Here is a 13,163-nt window from a genome sequence, read left to right on the forward strand (position 1 = left end):
TCCATCGTGGTACGACCGTGCGGATATCTGTTCGCCGGTTGTTCCCTGAGGAGCCATGCACGAAACGGAAGAGATCTGGTCTCGGCCGTCGGTCATCGAATGGAGTCAACACTTGCTGGACAGCTACCGCCACTGGATCGGTCGGGAATTGTTGCCGCGGGCGGGATCACCGGCTGAGCAGGCGTGCGCGCTCTTTCTGGCTCCCTTCGTCGTGGTGTCGCACGGGATAGAAGCCGACCCGATTCTCAACTACGGCTCGGACCTTGCGTTGCGCCTGTGGGAGACCAGCTGGGAGGAATTCCGCCGCACCCCCTCGCGTTTGACGGCGGAACCGGTGAACCGGGCGGAACGAGAACGGTTGTTGGAGCAGGCCCGTACGCGGGGGTTTGTCGAGCGCTATCGGGGCGTAAGGGTGTCGAGCCAGGGACGACGTTTTCTGGTCGATCAGGCAACCGTGTGGAACGTGATCGACTCGGCCGGTCTTCAGATCGGGCAGGCCGCGACCTTTTCAGGCTGGACCTTCCTCCAGCCGGCGGAACCGAGGGATCAGGGTTCCGCCGACCGGGACTGATTCGAGAAACATCTCCATCGGTCTGATCCACAGACTCCCTTCCCCATAGAGCTGCCGATAGACCACAAACTCTTCTTCGGTCTCGGAGTGGCGAGCCACGCCGACAACCTCGTAGTCTTGGCCCTTGTAGTGCCGATAGCGACCTGGTTTGATCATGGTGTATCCTGTTCGGCGAATGATCACAATAGTGTAACGAACCCTGCATGTCGCGACAACTCGACTCCGTTCCAGAGCGGCGACACGATGTCGTCGTCATCGGCGGTGGGTCGGCCGGCTATGCGGCGGCACGCACCGCCCGTGATGCCGGCGCCGACGTTGCCATCGTCGATGAAGGTCCCTTAGGCGGCCTCTGCATCCTGCGGGGCTGCATGCCGACCAAAACCATCTTGCGATCGGCAGAAATCCTCGCGCTCATGCGGCGCGCGCGCGAATTCGGGCTGGCACCCACCCAGGTCCGCGCCGACCTATCGGCCATCGTCGACCGAAAGAATCGCTTGGTGCAGGAGTTTGCGCAGGACCGTATCGCATCGCTGTGCGATTCAAAGTTCACCCTGTACGAGTCGCGCGCCGAGTTTGTGTCGCCCCAGGAGATACTTGCGGGCGATGTGCGTGTTCGCGCCCAGGTCTTCGTCATTGCCACCGGTTCCGAAATCAACGACGTGCCCATTCCCGGCTTGCAGGAGGCCGGCTATTTCACCAGTGACACGATCCTTGATCTTCGGCAGCTGCCGAACTCCATGCTCGTGTTGGGCGGGGGAATGGTGGCGGTGGAAATCGGACAATTCTTCGCCCGCATCGGGACCAAAGTCACGATGCTGCAGCGTGGTCCCACCCTGTTGGCCGACTTGGATAGCGACATCGGCTCGGCGCTGGAAGGCGCCTTTCGCGAGGAAGGCATCGAAGTCCTGACGAATTGCACCTTGCAGGGCATCACGGCGACGCCCGGGACCAAAAGCCTGCAATTCGTGCGCGAAGGCGTTGTGCAGAGCCGTTCGGCCGACGCCCTCTTCCAGGCGCTAGGGCGCCGGCCTCGTCTTGGAGGGCTGCACCTGGAGGCGGCTGAGGTGCTGGTGGAGGACGGTCATGTCGCCGTCGGGCCTGATATGCGGACCTCCCAACCGCACATTTTCGCCGTCGGCGATGTGAACGACCTGACGCCGATCGTCCATCTGGCCATCCAGCAAGGAGAGGTGGCCGGCTTCAATGCGACGCACCCGCAGGAGCCTCCGCGGACGATCGACCACCGGCTCGACGTGGAAGCGGTGTTCACCGATCCGCAAGTCGCGGTGGTGGGCCTCAGCGAGCGGCAATGTCGGCAACGGCGGATCCCGTACCTGGTGGCTTCCTACCCATTTGCCGATCACGGCAAGGCGATGTGTTTGGGCGCTGCCCATGGGTTCGTCAAACTCCTGTGTGACCCGACGCGCGGCGAAGTGCTCGGGGCGCAGATCGTCGGACCAGAGGCGGCGGAACTGATCCATGAATTGATCGCCGTCATGTATTTTCACGGGACCGCACAGGATCTCCTCCGCATTCCTCACTACCATCCTACGCTGGCGGAGATTGTCACGTATCCGGCGGAATCCATCCTTGAGCAAATGAGCCGACCATGAGACCGATCTTGGGCGCCTGCGTTGCCGTGCTGCTTGGGCTGGGAGCCGTGGCTTGCGGTCAACAGACGTGGGACAGTGCCATGCAAGCCGGTGATGCGGCGCTGCAGCGGGGACAATACCAGGAAGCGGAACGTATTTTTTCGCTCGCGGTCCGCAAGGCGGAGGAATTCGGTCCACAGGACCGACGGCTGGCCGTGGCCTTGAGCCATCTGGGCCAGGTCTATAGCGCGCAGGGAAAATTTGTGGAGGCAGAGCCGGTCTACCTCCAGGCGCTCAAGATCTATCAGGACGTGCATGGGGAGAATCATCTCGACGTCGCCGCCATGTTAAACAATCTCGGTGTGTTGCATCGCAAGCATGGGCAGTTTGCCGATGCGCAACGACTCTTGACGCGGGCACTCTCCATCAAAGAGCGGTTGCTGGGTGTGGACCATTTGGACGTGGCCTTGGCGCTGAGCAATCTCGCGGCGATGCATGTAGCTCAGGGTGATGCCGGTCAGGCTGCGGGATTCCTTGCGCGCGCCTTGAGCATACGAGAAAAGCAATTGGGGCCTGATCATCTGGAGGTGGCCAAGACCCTGGAAGAGTATGCGGGCGCACTCCGGAAGCTCGGGCGCCAAGTAGAGGCTGAGCCGTTGGAAGCGAGGGTTGCGGCAATCCGGAGCAAGACGATGCCGTGAGGCGTCTCCATGTGTGAGTTGAACAGGTAGTCAGGGTCAGTGTAGCGTACGGGTTCCTAGGAAGAGACCATGTCGGACTTGCGGACCAATGCGATGATTGCGCGCGGAGTCGGCGTCGCCTGTATCTCCGCAGGGTTCATGCTTGGTATCTATGGGCTGGAGCATCCTGAGACGCTGTGGTTGCGGACGGCACTGGGCCTGTTGGTGACCGGGATGCTGGCTCAGGGGTATGCGATGTATTGTTCGATTCAATGGGTGAGACGCCAGCGTGATTCAAAGTGGTAACAGCATGAAGGACGGCACCTCGGGCCGGAGGCACCTGCGCGGCTGGCAGTGCGGCCTGCTTTTTGTGCTCTGCGCCCTATTCCTGGGCGGGTGCGGCGGGCCCTGGCGCGACCAATACTTGAAAGGCGGCGTCCGGAAGCTGACTCAGGACGACGTAGTCGAGAAGTTCGGTCCTCCCCATACGGCGAAAACCCCTGTCTTGGGTGGGGACACCGTCTGGACGTACCGTGTACCGATGGGGGATCGGGAAGTTCATCCCTGGGATCCCAGCACCTTGACCGCCGGGCGTAAGACCAAGGCGCCTCCCTCCCCTTCGCCCTTCGGCAAGAGTTTGGCGGGCAGTGAAGAGCCCTATCGGGAGCCGCTCTACTGTTATCGTTACACCCTGGCCTTCGACGAACAGAAGATCCTCAAGGAGTGGAAACGGGAGGAATGTGTTCCCCGCCAAACAGAGGACGAGGGGGCGTCTCAGTAAGGCCGAGCCACACGATGCAAGACTACCTGCCGGTTATCGGGTCCAGCGTCTTTTTCGATCTCCTGAAATCCCTTCTGCTGCTGTTGCTGCTCCTCATTACCCGCACCCTCCTGGTTCGCTCGATCGCGCGCAATGCGACCTTGTCGATTGAGGCGAAGCGCCGTTGGATCGTCACGGTCCGCAACAGTACCGTGCTCAGTTTGAGTGTCGGGTTGGTGGTAATTTGGGCGCATGAGTTGGAAGCCTTCGCCGTGTCCTTGGTGGCCCTGGCGGCCGCGGTAGTCCTTGCGACCAAAGAGTTGATCCTCTGCTGGAGTGGAGCTGCCTTACGAGTGGGCGGCGGTGTCTATGCCGTGGGTGATCGGATCCAGCTAGGAAATTATCGCGGCGTGGTACTGGACCATGGGGCATTTGCGACCAAGTTGCTGGAAATCGGGCCGGGTCAGACGTCGCATCTATACACAGGCCGCATCGTCATGTTTCCCAACAGTTTGCTGTTAAGCAGTCCGCTGGTCAAAGAAAACCCATCGCAGGAGTACGGTTTGTATGTCTTGTGTGTACCGCTGCAGAGCCACGAGAATTGGCGCGCGGCGGAACATGCGCTCCTCGAAGCTGCCAGAGCGGAATGTGCTCCCTTCATGGACGAAATGGGTCGGCAGATGAAGCTGTTGGAACAGCGCAACCTGCTGGAAGCGCCGTCGCCCGATCCGCGTGTGACCATCCAACTCCCTGAGCCAGGCCGAATCCACCTCGTGCTACGGTTCCCTGCTCCGGACCGAGGCCGCTCCCGAGTGGAACAGGCCATCCTCCGGCGGTACCTCGCGGCCATGCGTCCCTGACGGCGGCGGGGTCTGCCGCTCTGATCACGGCGCAGGAGCCGGTCTCCCCGCAAAAACCGGCAAATTAATTGGCAACTGATCGGCTTGCAGGTATTCATAGGTACCGCGCTCGATCGATCCCTTCAGGGAATCGGGCGTCGGAGTTCAACCTTGAGGGAGGTCTGTCGATGAGAAGGTCGATCGGGTGGGTGGTTGCCGCCGCCGTCATGGGCGTCAGTTCGTTTGCCTTCGCCGACGAGCTGGGGATGGGAAGAATGTCGGAGGACATGCGCCAGGAAATGGGTGGGATTTCGGATGAGATGAAGGCGCACAAGGATGTGATGGTTGAGGACCTCAAGAGCCAGAAGGAGTCCACGAAGAGTCAGATGAAGGCGAAACGTGAAGAGGCGAAGGCCAAGCGAAAGCAGGCCCAAGCTGCAGCGAAGGCCAAGAAGGAGCAGCTCAAGGCCAAAGCCAAGGCGAAGAAGGACGCGGCGCATGCCAAGGCGAAGGAAGCAAAGAGTGCGGCTGCTGATATGGCTCAAGGGGTCGAGGATACAAAACAAGACTTCATTGACGCGGTTCGGAACTGACGCACCAGACGAGGTGGCGGGAAGGCTCTCTTCACCGCCGGTGAGCGATGACGGCCTGCAGTCGATCTCTCGACTCGCAGGCCGCCGTGTTTTTTCCCGTCCGAGTTGTTGGCGTTGCCGGTGCTCTGGTAGAATCCGCGTCTCGCCATGAAAATTGCGACCTTCAACGTCAATTCACTTCGGAAGCGCCTGTCCATCGTCCTGGGGTGGCTCGAGCAGCATCAGCCCGACGTATTGTGTCTTCAGGAGACCAAAGTTCAGGACAGCGAATTTCCCTTGGCTGCGCTGGCGACCTCCGGTTACGAAATTACCTTTCGCGGCATGAAATCGTACAACGGGGTCGCGATCCTCAGCCGCACGAAGCCCGAGGCGATCGCCTATGGATTTGATGATGGTGGGGATGTCGAAGATGCGCGCCTGTTGCGGGTGGTCATTCGAGGGATTCCGATCGTCAATACCTACGTTCCGCAGGGCTTTGAAATCGATTCACCCAAATACCAGTACAAGTTATCCTGGTTCGACCGGCTGCGGAACTATTTCGACTCTCACTTCTCCCCGAAGGAGCCGGCGATCTGGTGTGGGGACATGAATGTGGCCCCAAGACCCATTGATGTCCACAGTCCGGAGAAGCATCTCAAACACGTCTGTTATCACGAAGACGCGCGCAACGCCTATGGGAAGACAATTGCGTGGGGCTTCGAAGATGTGTTCTGCAAACTGTATCCAGATCGCCAGCAATTCACATTTTGGGATTACCGAGCTCCGAGTTCATTCGCTTCCAATAAGGGATGGCGAATCGATCATATCTTGGCAACCCCCCCGCTGGCCGAACAGTGTCTGCGGGCTGACGTGGACATTAATCCACGGCGCGCCAGCGATCCGTCCGATCATACGGTGCTCTGGGCAGAATTCAACATCTGACCTTCCATCGAGTCGAAACGGGGCTGTGTCCCGTCCGGACTCTTGAGGTCTCCTCACTGTAACGCCTCCACCGGTTCCAACAACAACTGCTCAGCCATTCGTGTGCGCCGATTTTGTTCGATCAGAGGATCGACGATTGATCCACAGTTGATACATCGCCATACAAACGTTTCCGGAGAAAAATCGGGGCGCCATTCATCGACCATAAATCCTTTGCATCGTCCGCATGTCATGGCTTCTACCTCCTTCAGTTTGTATTCCCTCGGGGGGACGTACCCACGAGAGGAAAGGTAACAGCGGGAGATTAGAGAGGAGTTAGCGAGATGTTAAAACAATTTAATCCTCAATGGTGAGGAATATGAATGACTTGAGACTCGACGATTGGACAAATCAGCAGGCCTGTGGCGCAGGTCTGTCTAAGGGAGAAGATGCGAATCGTGCGCGGCCAACATCAACCACTGACTTTCTTGACAGATATCCGATGATCCGATAACGGTTGAACGCTATGGGTAAACCGCTGATCTGCCCGCAATGCGGACAAGCCAATGTGTTGCGTTCCCGCTGCCGAACGCTCCTTGAGCGCTTACAGTCGCTCGCCTGTTTCGTGCCCTTCCATTGTCAGTCCTGTACCTATCGCTTCCCCGCTCCTCGATGGGGCCGCGGAGCGGGGGGGCGGATCATGGACAGGCGGGAGCATCTCCGCATTCCGGTGCATCTTTTTCTGTCGTTTTCCGGCGGAAAAGTTCGGGGTGAAGGCGTGGTGTTGGACATTTCGATGGGTGGGTGCATCATCGAGAGCCAAGCGGCGGTGCATGTGGACGATATCTTCTATCTCCAGATTGCGCTGGACAAGGATCAACCACCTCTGGAGGTGGCGGCCATGGTCCGGTCCGTGAGCTCGCGGGGGATCGCCTTCAAATTTCTCCGGGCCGCTCAAGAAAATCAACGGCTCCTCGCCTTCGTGCAGGCCAAGACCGAGTCTTTGGGGAGTAGTCACGCGGCTGCAGTCAAAGACTGACGCTGAGTCTTCCGGCCGGAATCAGCGAACCCTTCCGCGACCTTCAGAGTCAGCTGGAAGGCACCGAAAACCGCGTCGCCGTCGCGCGCAAGCGGTATATCGACAAGGTGGCCGAATTCAACAAGATGGTTCGTTACTTTCCCACAAATCTCACGGCCAAATTTCTCCTGCACCTGGAGGAGAAGTCCAACTTCACGGTGGCGGATGAGGAGGCCGTGGCCACTCCTCCGACCGTGAAGTTCTAACTGGGACTTATTGACAGGAAAGGAGCGCCGATGTGGCTGTTGGGTCGAGGACAAGCCGCTGCCTTCGTCGGCACATGGCCGGCCACGATCCGTCTCCTCGCCTCTCGCGAACGCATGCATCAGAAGGTGGCGTTGAGGGCGGAACGCGCCTTCGCCCATTATGGGATCGGTCGAACTCGGCGTGGAACGGGCTTGCTGCTCATGGTCTCGTTGCTCGAGCGCGAGGTCCCCTCACCCGTGTCTGTCCTGTCGTTGAAGGTGACAATCCGAACGAGGTGATCCAGGATATCTGATGCCATTTCCTTAACCGGCGATGGACGCTTCCGCGCGGTTTCGCTACAATCCCTCCCAATGTCCGAGCCCACCGCTTCTGCCGAAACATCTCGCCAGACTCCGAACGAAAACCATTCCGTGGTCAAGGCGGCCGGTCTCATCGGCGTGGCCACCTTTTCCAGCCGTATTCTCGGCTTTGTGCGGGACATGGTGCTCGCACGGTTGTTCGGCGCGACCCCTGCGGCCGATGCCTTCTTCGTCGCCTACCGTATTCCCAACCTCTTGCGCGAACTGTTCGCGGAAGGGTCTATGTCGGCCGCATTCATTCCGGTCTTCACCGAATACCAGACGCTCAAGACCAAGCGGGATGCCTGGGAGTTGGCCAGCGCGACCTTCACCACGTTGTTGACCATCGTGACCGCCGTAACGATGCTGGGGATTGCTGCGGCCCCGGCCATCGTCTGGCTCTTGGCGCCAGGGTTCCATGCCAGCCCCGACAAGCTGGCCCTCACCTCGCTCTTGACGCGCGTCATGTTTCCCTACTTGCTGTTCGTCAGTCTGGCGGCGCTGGCGATGGGAATTCTCAACTCCCTCCGGGCCTTTGCGGCCCCGGCCTTCTCGCCGGTCTTCTTCAACATCTGCACCATCGCCTGTGCGCTGGTTCTCTCACCCCTGTTGGCCGAGCCGATCGTCGGCGTCGCGATCGGGATCGTCGCCGGCGGTGCCGCACAGTTCCTCATGCAACTTCCCGGCTTGCGGGGGCGAGGCATGTTGTTCGGTTTCAGGTTCAACCCCGGTCATCCCGGCGTCAAACGCATCGGTCGGCTGATGATTCCTTCGCTGCTGGGACTGTCCGTCACCCAGATCAATATTACGGTCAGTACAATCCTGGCCTCGTTTTTTGCCGGAGGACCGACCTATCTGTTCTACGGTATGCGGCTGATCCAATTTCCGCTCGGCATCTTCGGCGTCGCCCTTGCCACCGCGATTCTGCCGACCCTTTCGGCGCAAGCCGCCCGTGGTGCGTTGGATGAGTTGCGCGCGACGCTCGGCTTCGGTCTGCGGATGATTTTCTTTATCATTCTCCCGGCCATGCTGGGGCTCATCCTCCTGCGACAACCCATCGTGCATCTGTTTTTCGAACATGGCTCGTTCACATCGGGCGACACGCAAGCCACAGCGACAGCGGTGCTCTGTTACGCTGCGGGACTCTGGGCCTTTGCCGGCGTACGCATCATCGTCTCCGCGTTTTATTCTTTGCAGGACACGAAAACACCGGCGGTGACTGCGGGCATTGCTGTGGTGGCCAACATTCTCCTCTCAGTGTGGTTGATGACGTGGTTGCAGGCGGCGGGCTTGGCCCTCGCCACGGCATTGGCCTCCATGCTGAACGGCAGTATCCTGGTGGCCGTGTTGCATCGGCGTCTGGGGTCGGTGGATTGGGCGACGATCGGTCGCTCGGCGCTGCGAGTCCTGGCGGCCTCCGTTCCGCTCGTGGCAATCTGTCTGTGGGTTGCGGAGTCTGCCGTGTGGTCCGCGCCGGGGGCGTGGGTGGCCAAGACCGCGGTGTTGGCCGGAGGGATCGGCGCGAGCGTGTTCGGGTACTTGGGGCTGCATATCTGGATGGGCTCGGAGGAGTTGGACGTCGTCTTGGGCATGGTCAAACGCAAATTTGGTCGGCTGACTCGTCGAGCGGGAGGGAATTGAGCGATGCGCGCCATCATATTTCAGTCGTCCTGGGGTTGGGTGACGGTTGCGGCTTCCTCAAAAGGGGTGACCGCTATCGATCTATCGCCGACTGTACCTCGCAAGGAGGTATTCGCCGCGGCATGTGGCGAGGACGCAGCCGTGACGAAGCTGCTGGGTGATGCACGGGCACAACTTCTCGCGTACTTTGCGGGTACGATGCGGGAATTTTCATTGCCCTTGGACTTGTCAGGGGGGACGTCGTTTCAGCGGAAAGTGTGGACCGCCATCCAGCGGATCCCCTACGGACGTGTTCGATCCTATCAATGGGTGGCACTTCGAGTAGGAGGAAAACAATATGCCAGGGCGGTGGGGATGGCGCTCGGCGCGAATCCCGTACCAGTGGTCGTGCCCTGTCACCGGATCATTGCCCACGACGGCTCGCTGGGCGGTTTCTCCTGCGGCCTGACGTTGAAGCGGCGGTTGCTGGCATTGGAAGGCACGCTTGCGCAGCTCCGGAGGGTACGATAGGCGGGACGGATCGACGATGAGAGCGGTCATCCAGCGGGTGTCGCAGGCCTCCGTGGAGGTGGAAGGACAGGTCGTCGGTAGGATCGCGGCCGGATTGGTCGTCCTGCTGGGGGTGGCCCAGGGCGACGCCGAACCGGACCTCCTATATGTCGTCGACAAAATCCGAACGCTCCGCATCTTCGCAGATGGCACGGGCAAAATGAATCGCGCAGTGATGGATGTTGGGGGCGCTCTGCTGGTGATCTCACAATTTACCTTGCTGAGCGAGACGGCGAAGGGACGCCGACCGGGGTTTGACCGTGCCGCCCCGCCGGATGACGCGCGGAGGTGGTATGAACAAGCGATCAGCCGCTGGAAAGCCGCTGGTCTGCCGGTCGAAACCGGGGTGTTCGGCGCGCATATGCAGGTCACATTGACCAACGATGGACCGGTGACCTTCATCCTGGGCAGTCGACGGGAGCCATAACGATGTCGGACAAGCGGCTCAAGTTTCGAGCGACGGTGCCGACAAAGAAACGCGGGCGCAGGGTTCGAGCGACGCAACCTCTTCTGTTATACTGGCGTCAAAGGGCAGGGATTGCCCGGGAGGTCGTGATGGGAAGTCCTGTTTCGCGCAGCCATCCACTCCGTCAACTGTTCGGGGCGCTGACCGAAAAGAGCTTCACCGAACATCTCGGGTGGCCGGATCTCAATGTCACCGAGTACGTGTCCAATCTCCTCGTCGAATTCACCCACACCGATCAACTCTACCAAATCCGTAACCGACAGGGCCGTGCGGCAGACTCCGTCGTCGACATGCTGTTTGAATCGGAGGTGCTCCTGGAGGCCCAGTCCTTCGATCGCGAACGTGAGGTCCATCGCCACATCGGCGACTATACGTTGTTCATGACCGGGTTGTTCCCCGAATACCTGCGCCGCTTGAAAACTGCCGGCCTGGTCTACCACAAAGATTTTCTGGTGGATTACGTCAAGACGGGCAAGCGTTCCTATGGACTGGTGGCGGAGTATGGGGGGTATGATCCTGAGCAGGATTCCCCGCTCTTTCGAAAGCTCTCGGAAAATTTTGAACTGTGCGTGACCGGCCTGGGGTTCGTCCGTAGCGATTTGGATCGTATGCAAGATCCCGCCTACCGTCACATGAAGACGCTGCTGCTCAATTGAGACAATCCCGCCCGATTCTCCTGGTCCATGGTGGTGCGGGTCGACGCGCCATGACGCTCACCCAAGCCGCTTGCATCGAGTCGGCCTTGATTGAGGGGCGACAGTTGCTCGTGGCCGGGGCTCCGGCGTTGTCGGTCGTGGAGGCGGTGATTCGCAGGTTCGAAGCGTCCGGACTCTTCAATGCCGGATTGGGCTCCAATCAGCAGCTCGACGGGGTACAGCGGATGGATGCTTCCATCATGGAGGGCGATCGGCTGCGCGCCGGAGCCGTGGCTTCCGTCGAGGCCCTCGTCCATCCCATTACGGCGGCTCGACTGGTGATGGAGAAAACCTCTCACGTCTTCCTGGTGGGGCCGCCGGCCACGCGGTTTGCTCGATATTGCGGCCTGGAGCGAGCGCCAGGGAAGAAGGCCGGAAGGCAGGCGAGACAGGGAGCCTCACCTTCGAGTCGGGCGCCGGGTCGCCTGCTCCGTCTGCATCAAGCGCTGTCTCGGGCTGGGCGTATCCAAGCCCGCAGTCTGGGCAAGGAAACGGTCGGCGCCGTCGCGCTCGACCTGAATGGCACCGTTGCCGCCGGTGCCTCGACTGGCGGCGTGGATGTCATGTTGCCGGGCCGGGTCGGCGATACCCCGTTGATCGGCTGCGGCGTCTACGCGGATAACGAGGGTGGGGCCGTTTCAATGACGGGGTTGGGCGAAAGCATCATGCGCGTCGCAGTGGCCAAAGAGATCGTCGATCTTCTGGAGCAGGGAGCCGGGCCCCTGTTCGCGGCGAACCGTGTGTTGAAAAAGGTGGTGCAGCGGGTACGGGGCGCCGCAGGCGTCCTCGTGCTCTGTCCGGACGGTCGGTTCGCGATCAGGCACAGCACGCCGCATATGGCCGCCGGGTTTGTCGGCGGAGACGGCCGGCCCACGGTTCGTGACCGGTTTGCCTAGGCGCGCGAGAGGCTGATACAGTGAGGCGAGGTATCAGCCCATGGCAGCTCTTTTTCATCTGGCGTTTCCGGTGCATGATCTGACCGCGGCGAAGCGGTTTTACGTCGACGGCTTGGGCTGCGTGCTGGGTCGGGAATCGTCCACGGCCGTCACGTTCGGGCTCGCCGGCCATCAACTGGTGGCGCATCTCGCCCCCCTCCCGAAGACGCCGCAGCAAGGGATCTATCCGCGACATTTTGGACTCGTGCTCACCGAGGAGGAGGAGTGGCAGGCAATGGTCGATCGTGCCAGGAGCCTGGGGCTCTCGTTTTACCAGCAACCGAGGACACGATTCGCGGGAACGGCGGTCGAACATCGCACCTTCTTTCTGGAAGATCCCTCTCATAACCTGCTCGAGTTCAAACATTACCGCTTTGCATCGGCCATCTTCGGCGAACGAGCCATCGCCGCGGTCGGAGACGCCGACTCCCACTAGGGACGTCCGACGCGTGGTCCGCGTCCAAGGCGTTCAGTCCTGGGTCAGAGACAGCTCTTCTGATTCTGCGCTGCGGCGCCCGTTGGAAATGGCGTGGGGGCGTCTTCCGCTTCTCCGTTCCAACCAGCGGATGATGTGATGCTGCCGTCGATTCAAGTAGGCGGTATGACGAATGGGATCGTACCGGCGAGGTGAGGGAAGAATCGCCGCCAGCAGGGCGGCTTCCTCGACGGTGAGCTCCTTGGCTGGTTTGCCGAAATGGTGCCGGGCCGCTGCTTCAGCTCCGAATACGCCTTGTCCCCACTCGGCGACGTTCAGGTAGAGCTCCAGGATGCGTTCTTTGGTCAAACGGTGCTCCAGCGCGCGTGTGATCAAGGCTTCACGAGCCTTCCGGAGCAGCGACCGTTCCGAGGACAGATAGAGGTTCTTGGCTAGTTGCTGGGTGATGGTGCTGCCGCCGCGTTTAAACTCGCCCACTTCCAGGTTGTAGAGGGCCGCATCTTTGATGCCCTCCCAGTCGAACCCTTCATGGGCGAAGAACGACGCATCCTCCGCCGCGACCACGGCCCGTTGAAGCGAGGGAGCGATGCGTGATAGCGGCATCCACATATACTGAATGCGCAGGGAACGGCCCTGTTCCTTGGCCTGCGCTCGTCGGGCCTCCATGAGCGCCGTTTCGGTGGGATGGCGTTGGGCGAGCGCAGCCACGTCCGGCAGCGTCGCCAGCCAATAAGCCCCCACCGCTCCCGCCGGGAGAGCGACGAGCACCGTGAACCAGAGGAGCACGCGTCCGAACCGACTGCCTGTTGACTTGCCCATTCCCGTCGCTCTATCTAGAGGTATCTCGTCCACCCATCGAGACGAGGCGGAATGTGAGCGCCCG

At 60.6% G+C, this 13,163-nt stretch carries 19 protein-coding genes and 1 pseudogene; 17 read left to right on the top strand and 3 right to left on the bottom strand.

What is annotated here, in order from left to right:
* The first annotated feature begins 55 nt into the window (after positions 1–55).
* Positions 56–571 carry an MEKHLA domain-containing protein gene (locus tag HRU82_11290; GenBank protein QOJ35486.1) on the top strand — a complete coding sequence of 172 codons (516 nt, stop codon included), beginning with the start codon at positions 56–58 and terminating at the stop codon, positions 569–571.
* On the opposite strand, the gene HRU82_11295 is transcribed toward HRU82_11290, so the two are convergent.
* Positions 509–727: a DUF1653 domain-containing protein gene (locus HRU82_11295; protein QOJ35487.1), complete on the bottom strand. Its 219-nt coding sequence runs from the start codon at positions 725–727 to the stop codon at positions 509–511. The two genes, HRU82_11290 and HRU82_11295, sit on opposite strands and share 63 nt — an antisense overlap.
* A 47-nt stretch (positions 728–774) precedes the next feature.
* On the opposite strand from HRU82_11295, the gene HRU82_11300 reads away from it, so the two are divergent.
* The 7 genes from HRU82_11300 to xth all read left to right on the top strand — a co-directional run bounded on the left by HRU82_11300 (position 775) and on the right by xth (position 5,956).
* Positions 775–2,184: an FAD-dependent oxidoreductase gene (locus HRU82_11300; protein ID QOJ35488.1), complete on the top strand. Its 1,410-nt coding sequence runs from the start codon at positions 775–777 to the stop codon at positions 2,182–2,184.
* Positions 2,181–2,864 (top strand): tetratricopeptide repeat protein, encoded by a 684-nt coding sequence (locus HRU82_11305; GenBank protein ID QOJ35489.1) that lies wholly within the window; start codon positions 2,181–2,183, stop codon positions 2,862–2,864. Before HRU82_11300 ends, HRU82_11305 begins: the two co-directional genes overlap by 4 nt.
* 69 nt (positions 2,865–2,933) lie before the next feature.
* The gene (locus tag HRU82_11310) at positions 2,934–3,149 is read left to right on the top strand and encodes a hypothetical protein (protein ID QOJ35490.1); all 216 of its coding nucleotides are present in this window, start codon (positions 2,934–2,936) and stop codon (positions 3,147–3,149) included.
* A complete protein-coding gene (locus HRU82_11315) occupies positions 3,133–3,624 on the top strand; it encodes a hypothetical protein (GenBank protein ID QOJ35491.1) in 492 nt (163 codons plus the stop codon). The genes HRU82_11310 and HRU82_11315 overlap by 17 nt, the downstream gene beginning before the upstream one ends.
* Before the next feature lie 14 nt (positions 3,625–3,638).
* A complete protein-coding gene (locus HRU82_11320) occupies positions 3,639–4,463 on the top strand; it encodes a mechanosensitive ion channel family protein (GenBank protein QOJ35492.1) in 825 nt (274 codons plus the stop codon).
* Positions 4,464–4,630: 167 nt separating this feature from the next.
* Complete coding sequence (locus tag HRU82_11325) at positions 4,631–5,035, top strand: hypothetical protein (GenBank protein ID QOJ35493.1); 405 nt, start codon at positions 4,631–4,633, stop codon at positions 5,033–5,035.
* A gap of 147 nt (positions 5,036–5,182) precedes the next feature.
* Positions 5,183–5,956, top strand: a complete 774-nt coding sequence (gene xth / locus HRU82_11330) for an exodeoxyribonuclease III (protein ID QOJ35494.1) — start codon at positions 5,183–5,185, stop codon at positions 5,954–5,956.
* A 53-nt stretch (positions 5,957–6,009) separates the two neighbouring features.
* Here xth and HRU82_11335 read toward each other — a convergent pair whose 3' ends face one another.
* Positions 6,010–6,189, bottom strand: coding sequence for a hypothetical protein (locus HRU82_11335; GenBank protein QOJ35495.1), 180 nt, complete (start codon positions 6,187–6,189; stop codon positions 6,010–6,012).
* Between the two features lie 272 nt (positions 6,190–6,461).
* On the opposite strand from HRU82_11335, the gene HRU82_11340 reads away from it, so the two are divergent.
* The 9 genes and pseudogenes from HRU82_11340 to HRU82_11380 all read left to right on the top strand — a co-directional run bounded on the left by HRU82_11340 (position 6,462) and on the right by HRU82_11380 (position 12,280).
* On the top strand, positions 6,462–6,974 hold the full coding sequence (locus tag HRU82_11340) for a PilZ domain-containing protein (GenBank protein QOJ35496.1): 513 nt from the start codon (positions 6,462–6,464) through the stop codon (positions 6,972–6,974).
* Between the two features lie 32 nt (positions 6,975–7,006).
* Positions 7,007–7,219: pseudogene (locus HRU82_11345) on the top strand (LemA family protein).
* Between the two features lie 30 nt (positions 7,220–7,249).
* Complete coding sequence (locus HRU82_11350) at positions 7,250–7,498, top strand: hypothetical protein (GenBank protein QOJ35497.1); 249 nt, start codon at positions 7,250–7,252, stop codon at positions 7,496–7,498.
* A gap of 72 nt (positions 7,499–7,570) precedes the next feature.
* Positions 7,571–9,199 carry a murein biosynthesis integral membrane protein MurJ gene (gene murJ, locus HRU82_11355; GenBank protein ID QOJ35498.1) on the top strand — a complete coding sequence of 543 codons (1,629 nt, stop codon included), beginning with the start codon at positions 7,571–7,573 and terminating at the stop codon, positions 9,197–9,199.
* 141 nt (positions 9,200–9,340) lie between these two features.
* Positions 9,341–9,709 carry a methylated-DNA--[protein]-cysteine S-methyltransferase gene (locus HRU82_11360; GenBank protein QOJ35499.1) on the top strand — a complete coding sequence of 123 codons (369 nt, stop codon included), beginning with the start codon at positions 9,341–9,343 and terminating at the stop codon, positions 9,707–9,709.
* A 16-nt stretch (positions 9,710–9,725) separates the two neighbouring features.
* Positions 9,726–10,175, top strand: a complete 450-nt coding sequence (locus tag HRU82_11365; protein QOJ35500.1) for a D-tyrosyl-tRNA(Tyr) deacylase — start codon at positions 9,726–9,728, stop codon at positions 10,173–10,175.
* Between the two features lie 128 nt (positions 10,176–10,303).
* Positions 10,304–10,870 (top strand): hypothetical protein, encoded by a 567-nt coding sequence (locus HRU82_11370; protein ID QOJ35501.1) that lies wholly within the window; start codon positions 10,304–10,306, stop codon positions 10,868–10,870.
* A 50-nt stretch (positions 10,871–10,920) separates the two neighbouring features.
* A complete protein-coding gene (locus tag HRU82_11375; GenBank protein QOJ35502.1) occupies positions 10,921–11,805 on the top strand; it encodes an isoaspartyl peptidase/L-asparaginase in 885 nt (294 codons plus the stop codon).
* 40 nt (positions 11,806–11,845) lie between these two features.
* Positions 11,846–12,280, top strand: coding sequence for a VOC family protein (locus HRU82_11380; protein QOJ35503.1), 435 nt, complete (start codon positions 11,846–11,848; stop codon positions 12,278–12,280).
* Between the two features lie 33 nt (positions 12,281–12,313).
* On the opposite strand, the gene mtgA is transcribed toward HRU82_11380, so the two are convergent.
* The gene (gene mtgA, locus HRU82_11385) at positions 12,314–13,099 is read right to left on the bottom strand and encodes a monofunctional biosynthetic peptidoglycan transglycosylase (protein ID QOJ35504.1); all 786 of its coding nucleotides are present in this window, start codon (positions 13,097–13,099) and stop codon (positions 12,314–12,316) included.
* Between the last annotated feature and the right edge of the window lie 64 nt (positions 13,100–13,163).

The organism is Nitrospira sp. (assembly GCA_015709715.1).
Lineage (GTDB): Bacteria > Nitrospirota > Nitrospiria > Nitrospirales > Nitrospiraceae > Nitrospira_A.

Excerpts from the sequence above, each read along its gene's own strand:
- HRU82_11295 (QOJ35487.1), bottom strand. The coding sequence starts at position 727 with ATGATCAAACCAGGTCGCTATCGGCACTACAAGGGCCAAGACTACGAG.
- HRU82_11380 (QOJ35503.1), top strand. The coding sequence starts at position 11,846 with ATGGCAGCTCTTTTTCATCTGGCGTTTCCGGTGCATGATCTGACCGCG.
- murJ (QOJ35498.1), top strand. The coding sequence starts at position 7,571 with ATGTCCGAGCCCACCGCTTCTGCCGAAACATCTCGCCAGACTCCGAAC.
- xth (QOJ35494.1), top strand. The coding sequence starts at position 5,183 with ATGAAAATTGCGACCTTCAACGTCAATTCACTTCGGAAGCGCCTGTCC.
- HRU82_11350 (QOJ35497.1), top strand. The coding sequence starts at position 7,250 with ATGTGGCTGTTGGGTCGAGGACAAGCCGCTGCCTTCGTCGGCACATGG.
- HRU82_11365 (QOJ35500.1), top strand. The coding sequence starts at position 9,726 with ATGAGAGCGGTCATCCAGCGGGTGTCGCAGGCCTCCGTGGAGGTGGAA.
- HRU82_11320 (QOJ35492.1), top strand. The coding sequence starts at position 3,639 with ATGCAAGACTACCTGCCGGTTATCGGGTCCAGCGTCTTTTTCGATCTC.
- HRU82_11310 (QOJ35490.1), top strand. The coding sequence starts at position 2,934 with ATGTCGGACTTGCGGACCAATGCGATGATTGCGCGCGGAGTCGGCGTC.
- HRU82_11300 (QOJ35488.1), top strand. The coding sequence starts at position 775 with ATGTCGCGACAACTCGACTCCGTTCCAGAGCGGCGACACGATGTCGTC.
- HRU82_11335 (QOJ35495.1), bottom strand. The coding sequence starts at position 6,189 with ATGACATGCGGACGATGCAAAGGATTTATGGTCGATGAATGGCGCCCC.
- HRU82_11290 (QOJ35486.1), top strand. The coding sequence starts at position 56 with ATGCACGAAACGGAAGAGATCTGGTCTCGGCCGTCGGTCATCGAATGG.
- HRU82_11325 (QOJ35493.1), top strand. The coding sequence starts at position 4,631 with ATGAGAAGGTCGATCGGGTGGGTGGTTGCCGCCGCCGTCATGGGCGTC.
- mtgA (QOJ35504.1), bottom strand. The coding sequence starts at position 13,099 with ATGGGCAAGTCAACAGGCAGTCGGTTCGGACGCGTGCTCCTCTGGTTC.
- HRU82_11305 (QOJ35489.1), top strand. The coding sequence starts at position 2,181 with ATGAGACCGATCTTGGGCGCCTGCGTTGCCGTGCTGCTTGGGCTGGGA.
- HRU82_11370 (QOJ35501.1), top strand. The coding sequence starts at position 10,304 with ATGGGAAGTCCTGTTTCGCGCAGCCATCCACTCCGTCAACTGTTCGGG.
- HRU82_11340 (QOJ35496.1), top strand. The coding sequence starts at position 6,462 with ATGGGTAAACCGCTGATCTGCCCGCAATGCGGACAAGCCAATGTGTTG.
- HRU82_11375 (QOJ35502.1), top strand. The coding sequence starts at position 10,921 with ATGACGCTCACCCAAGCCGCTTGCATCGAGTCGGCCTTGATTGAGGGG.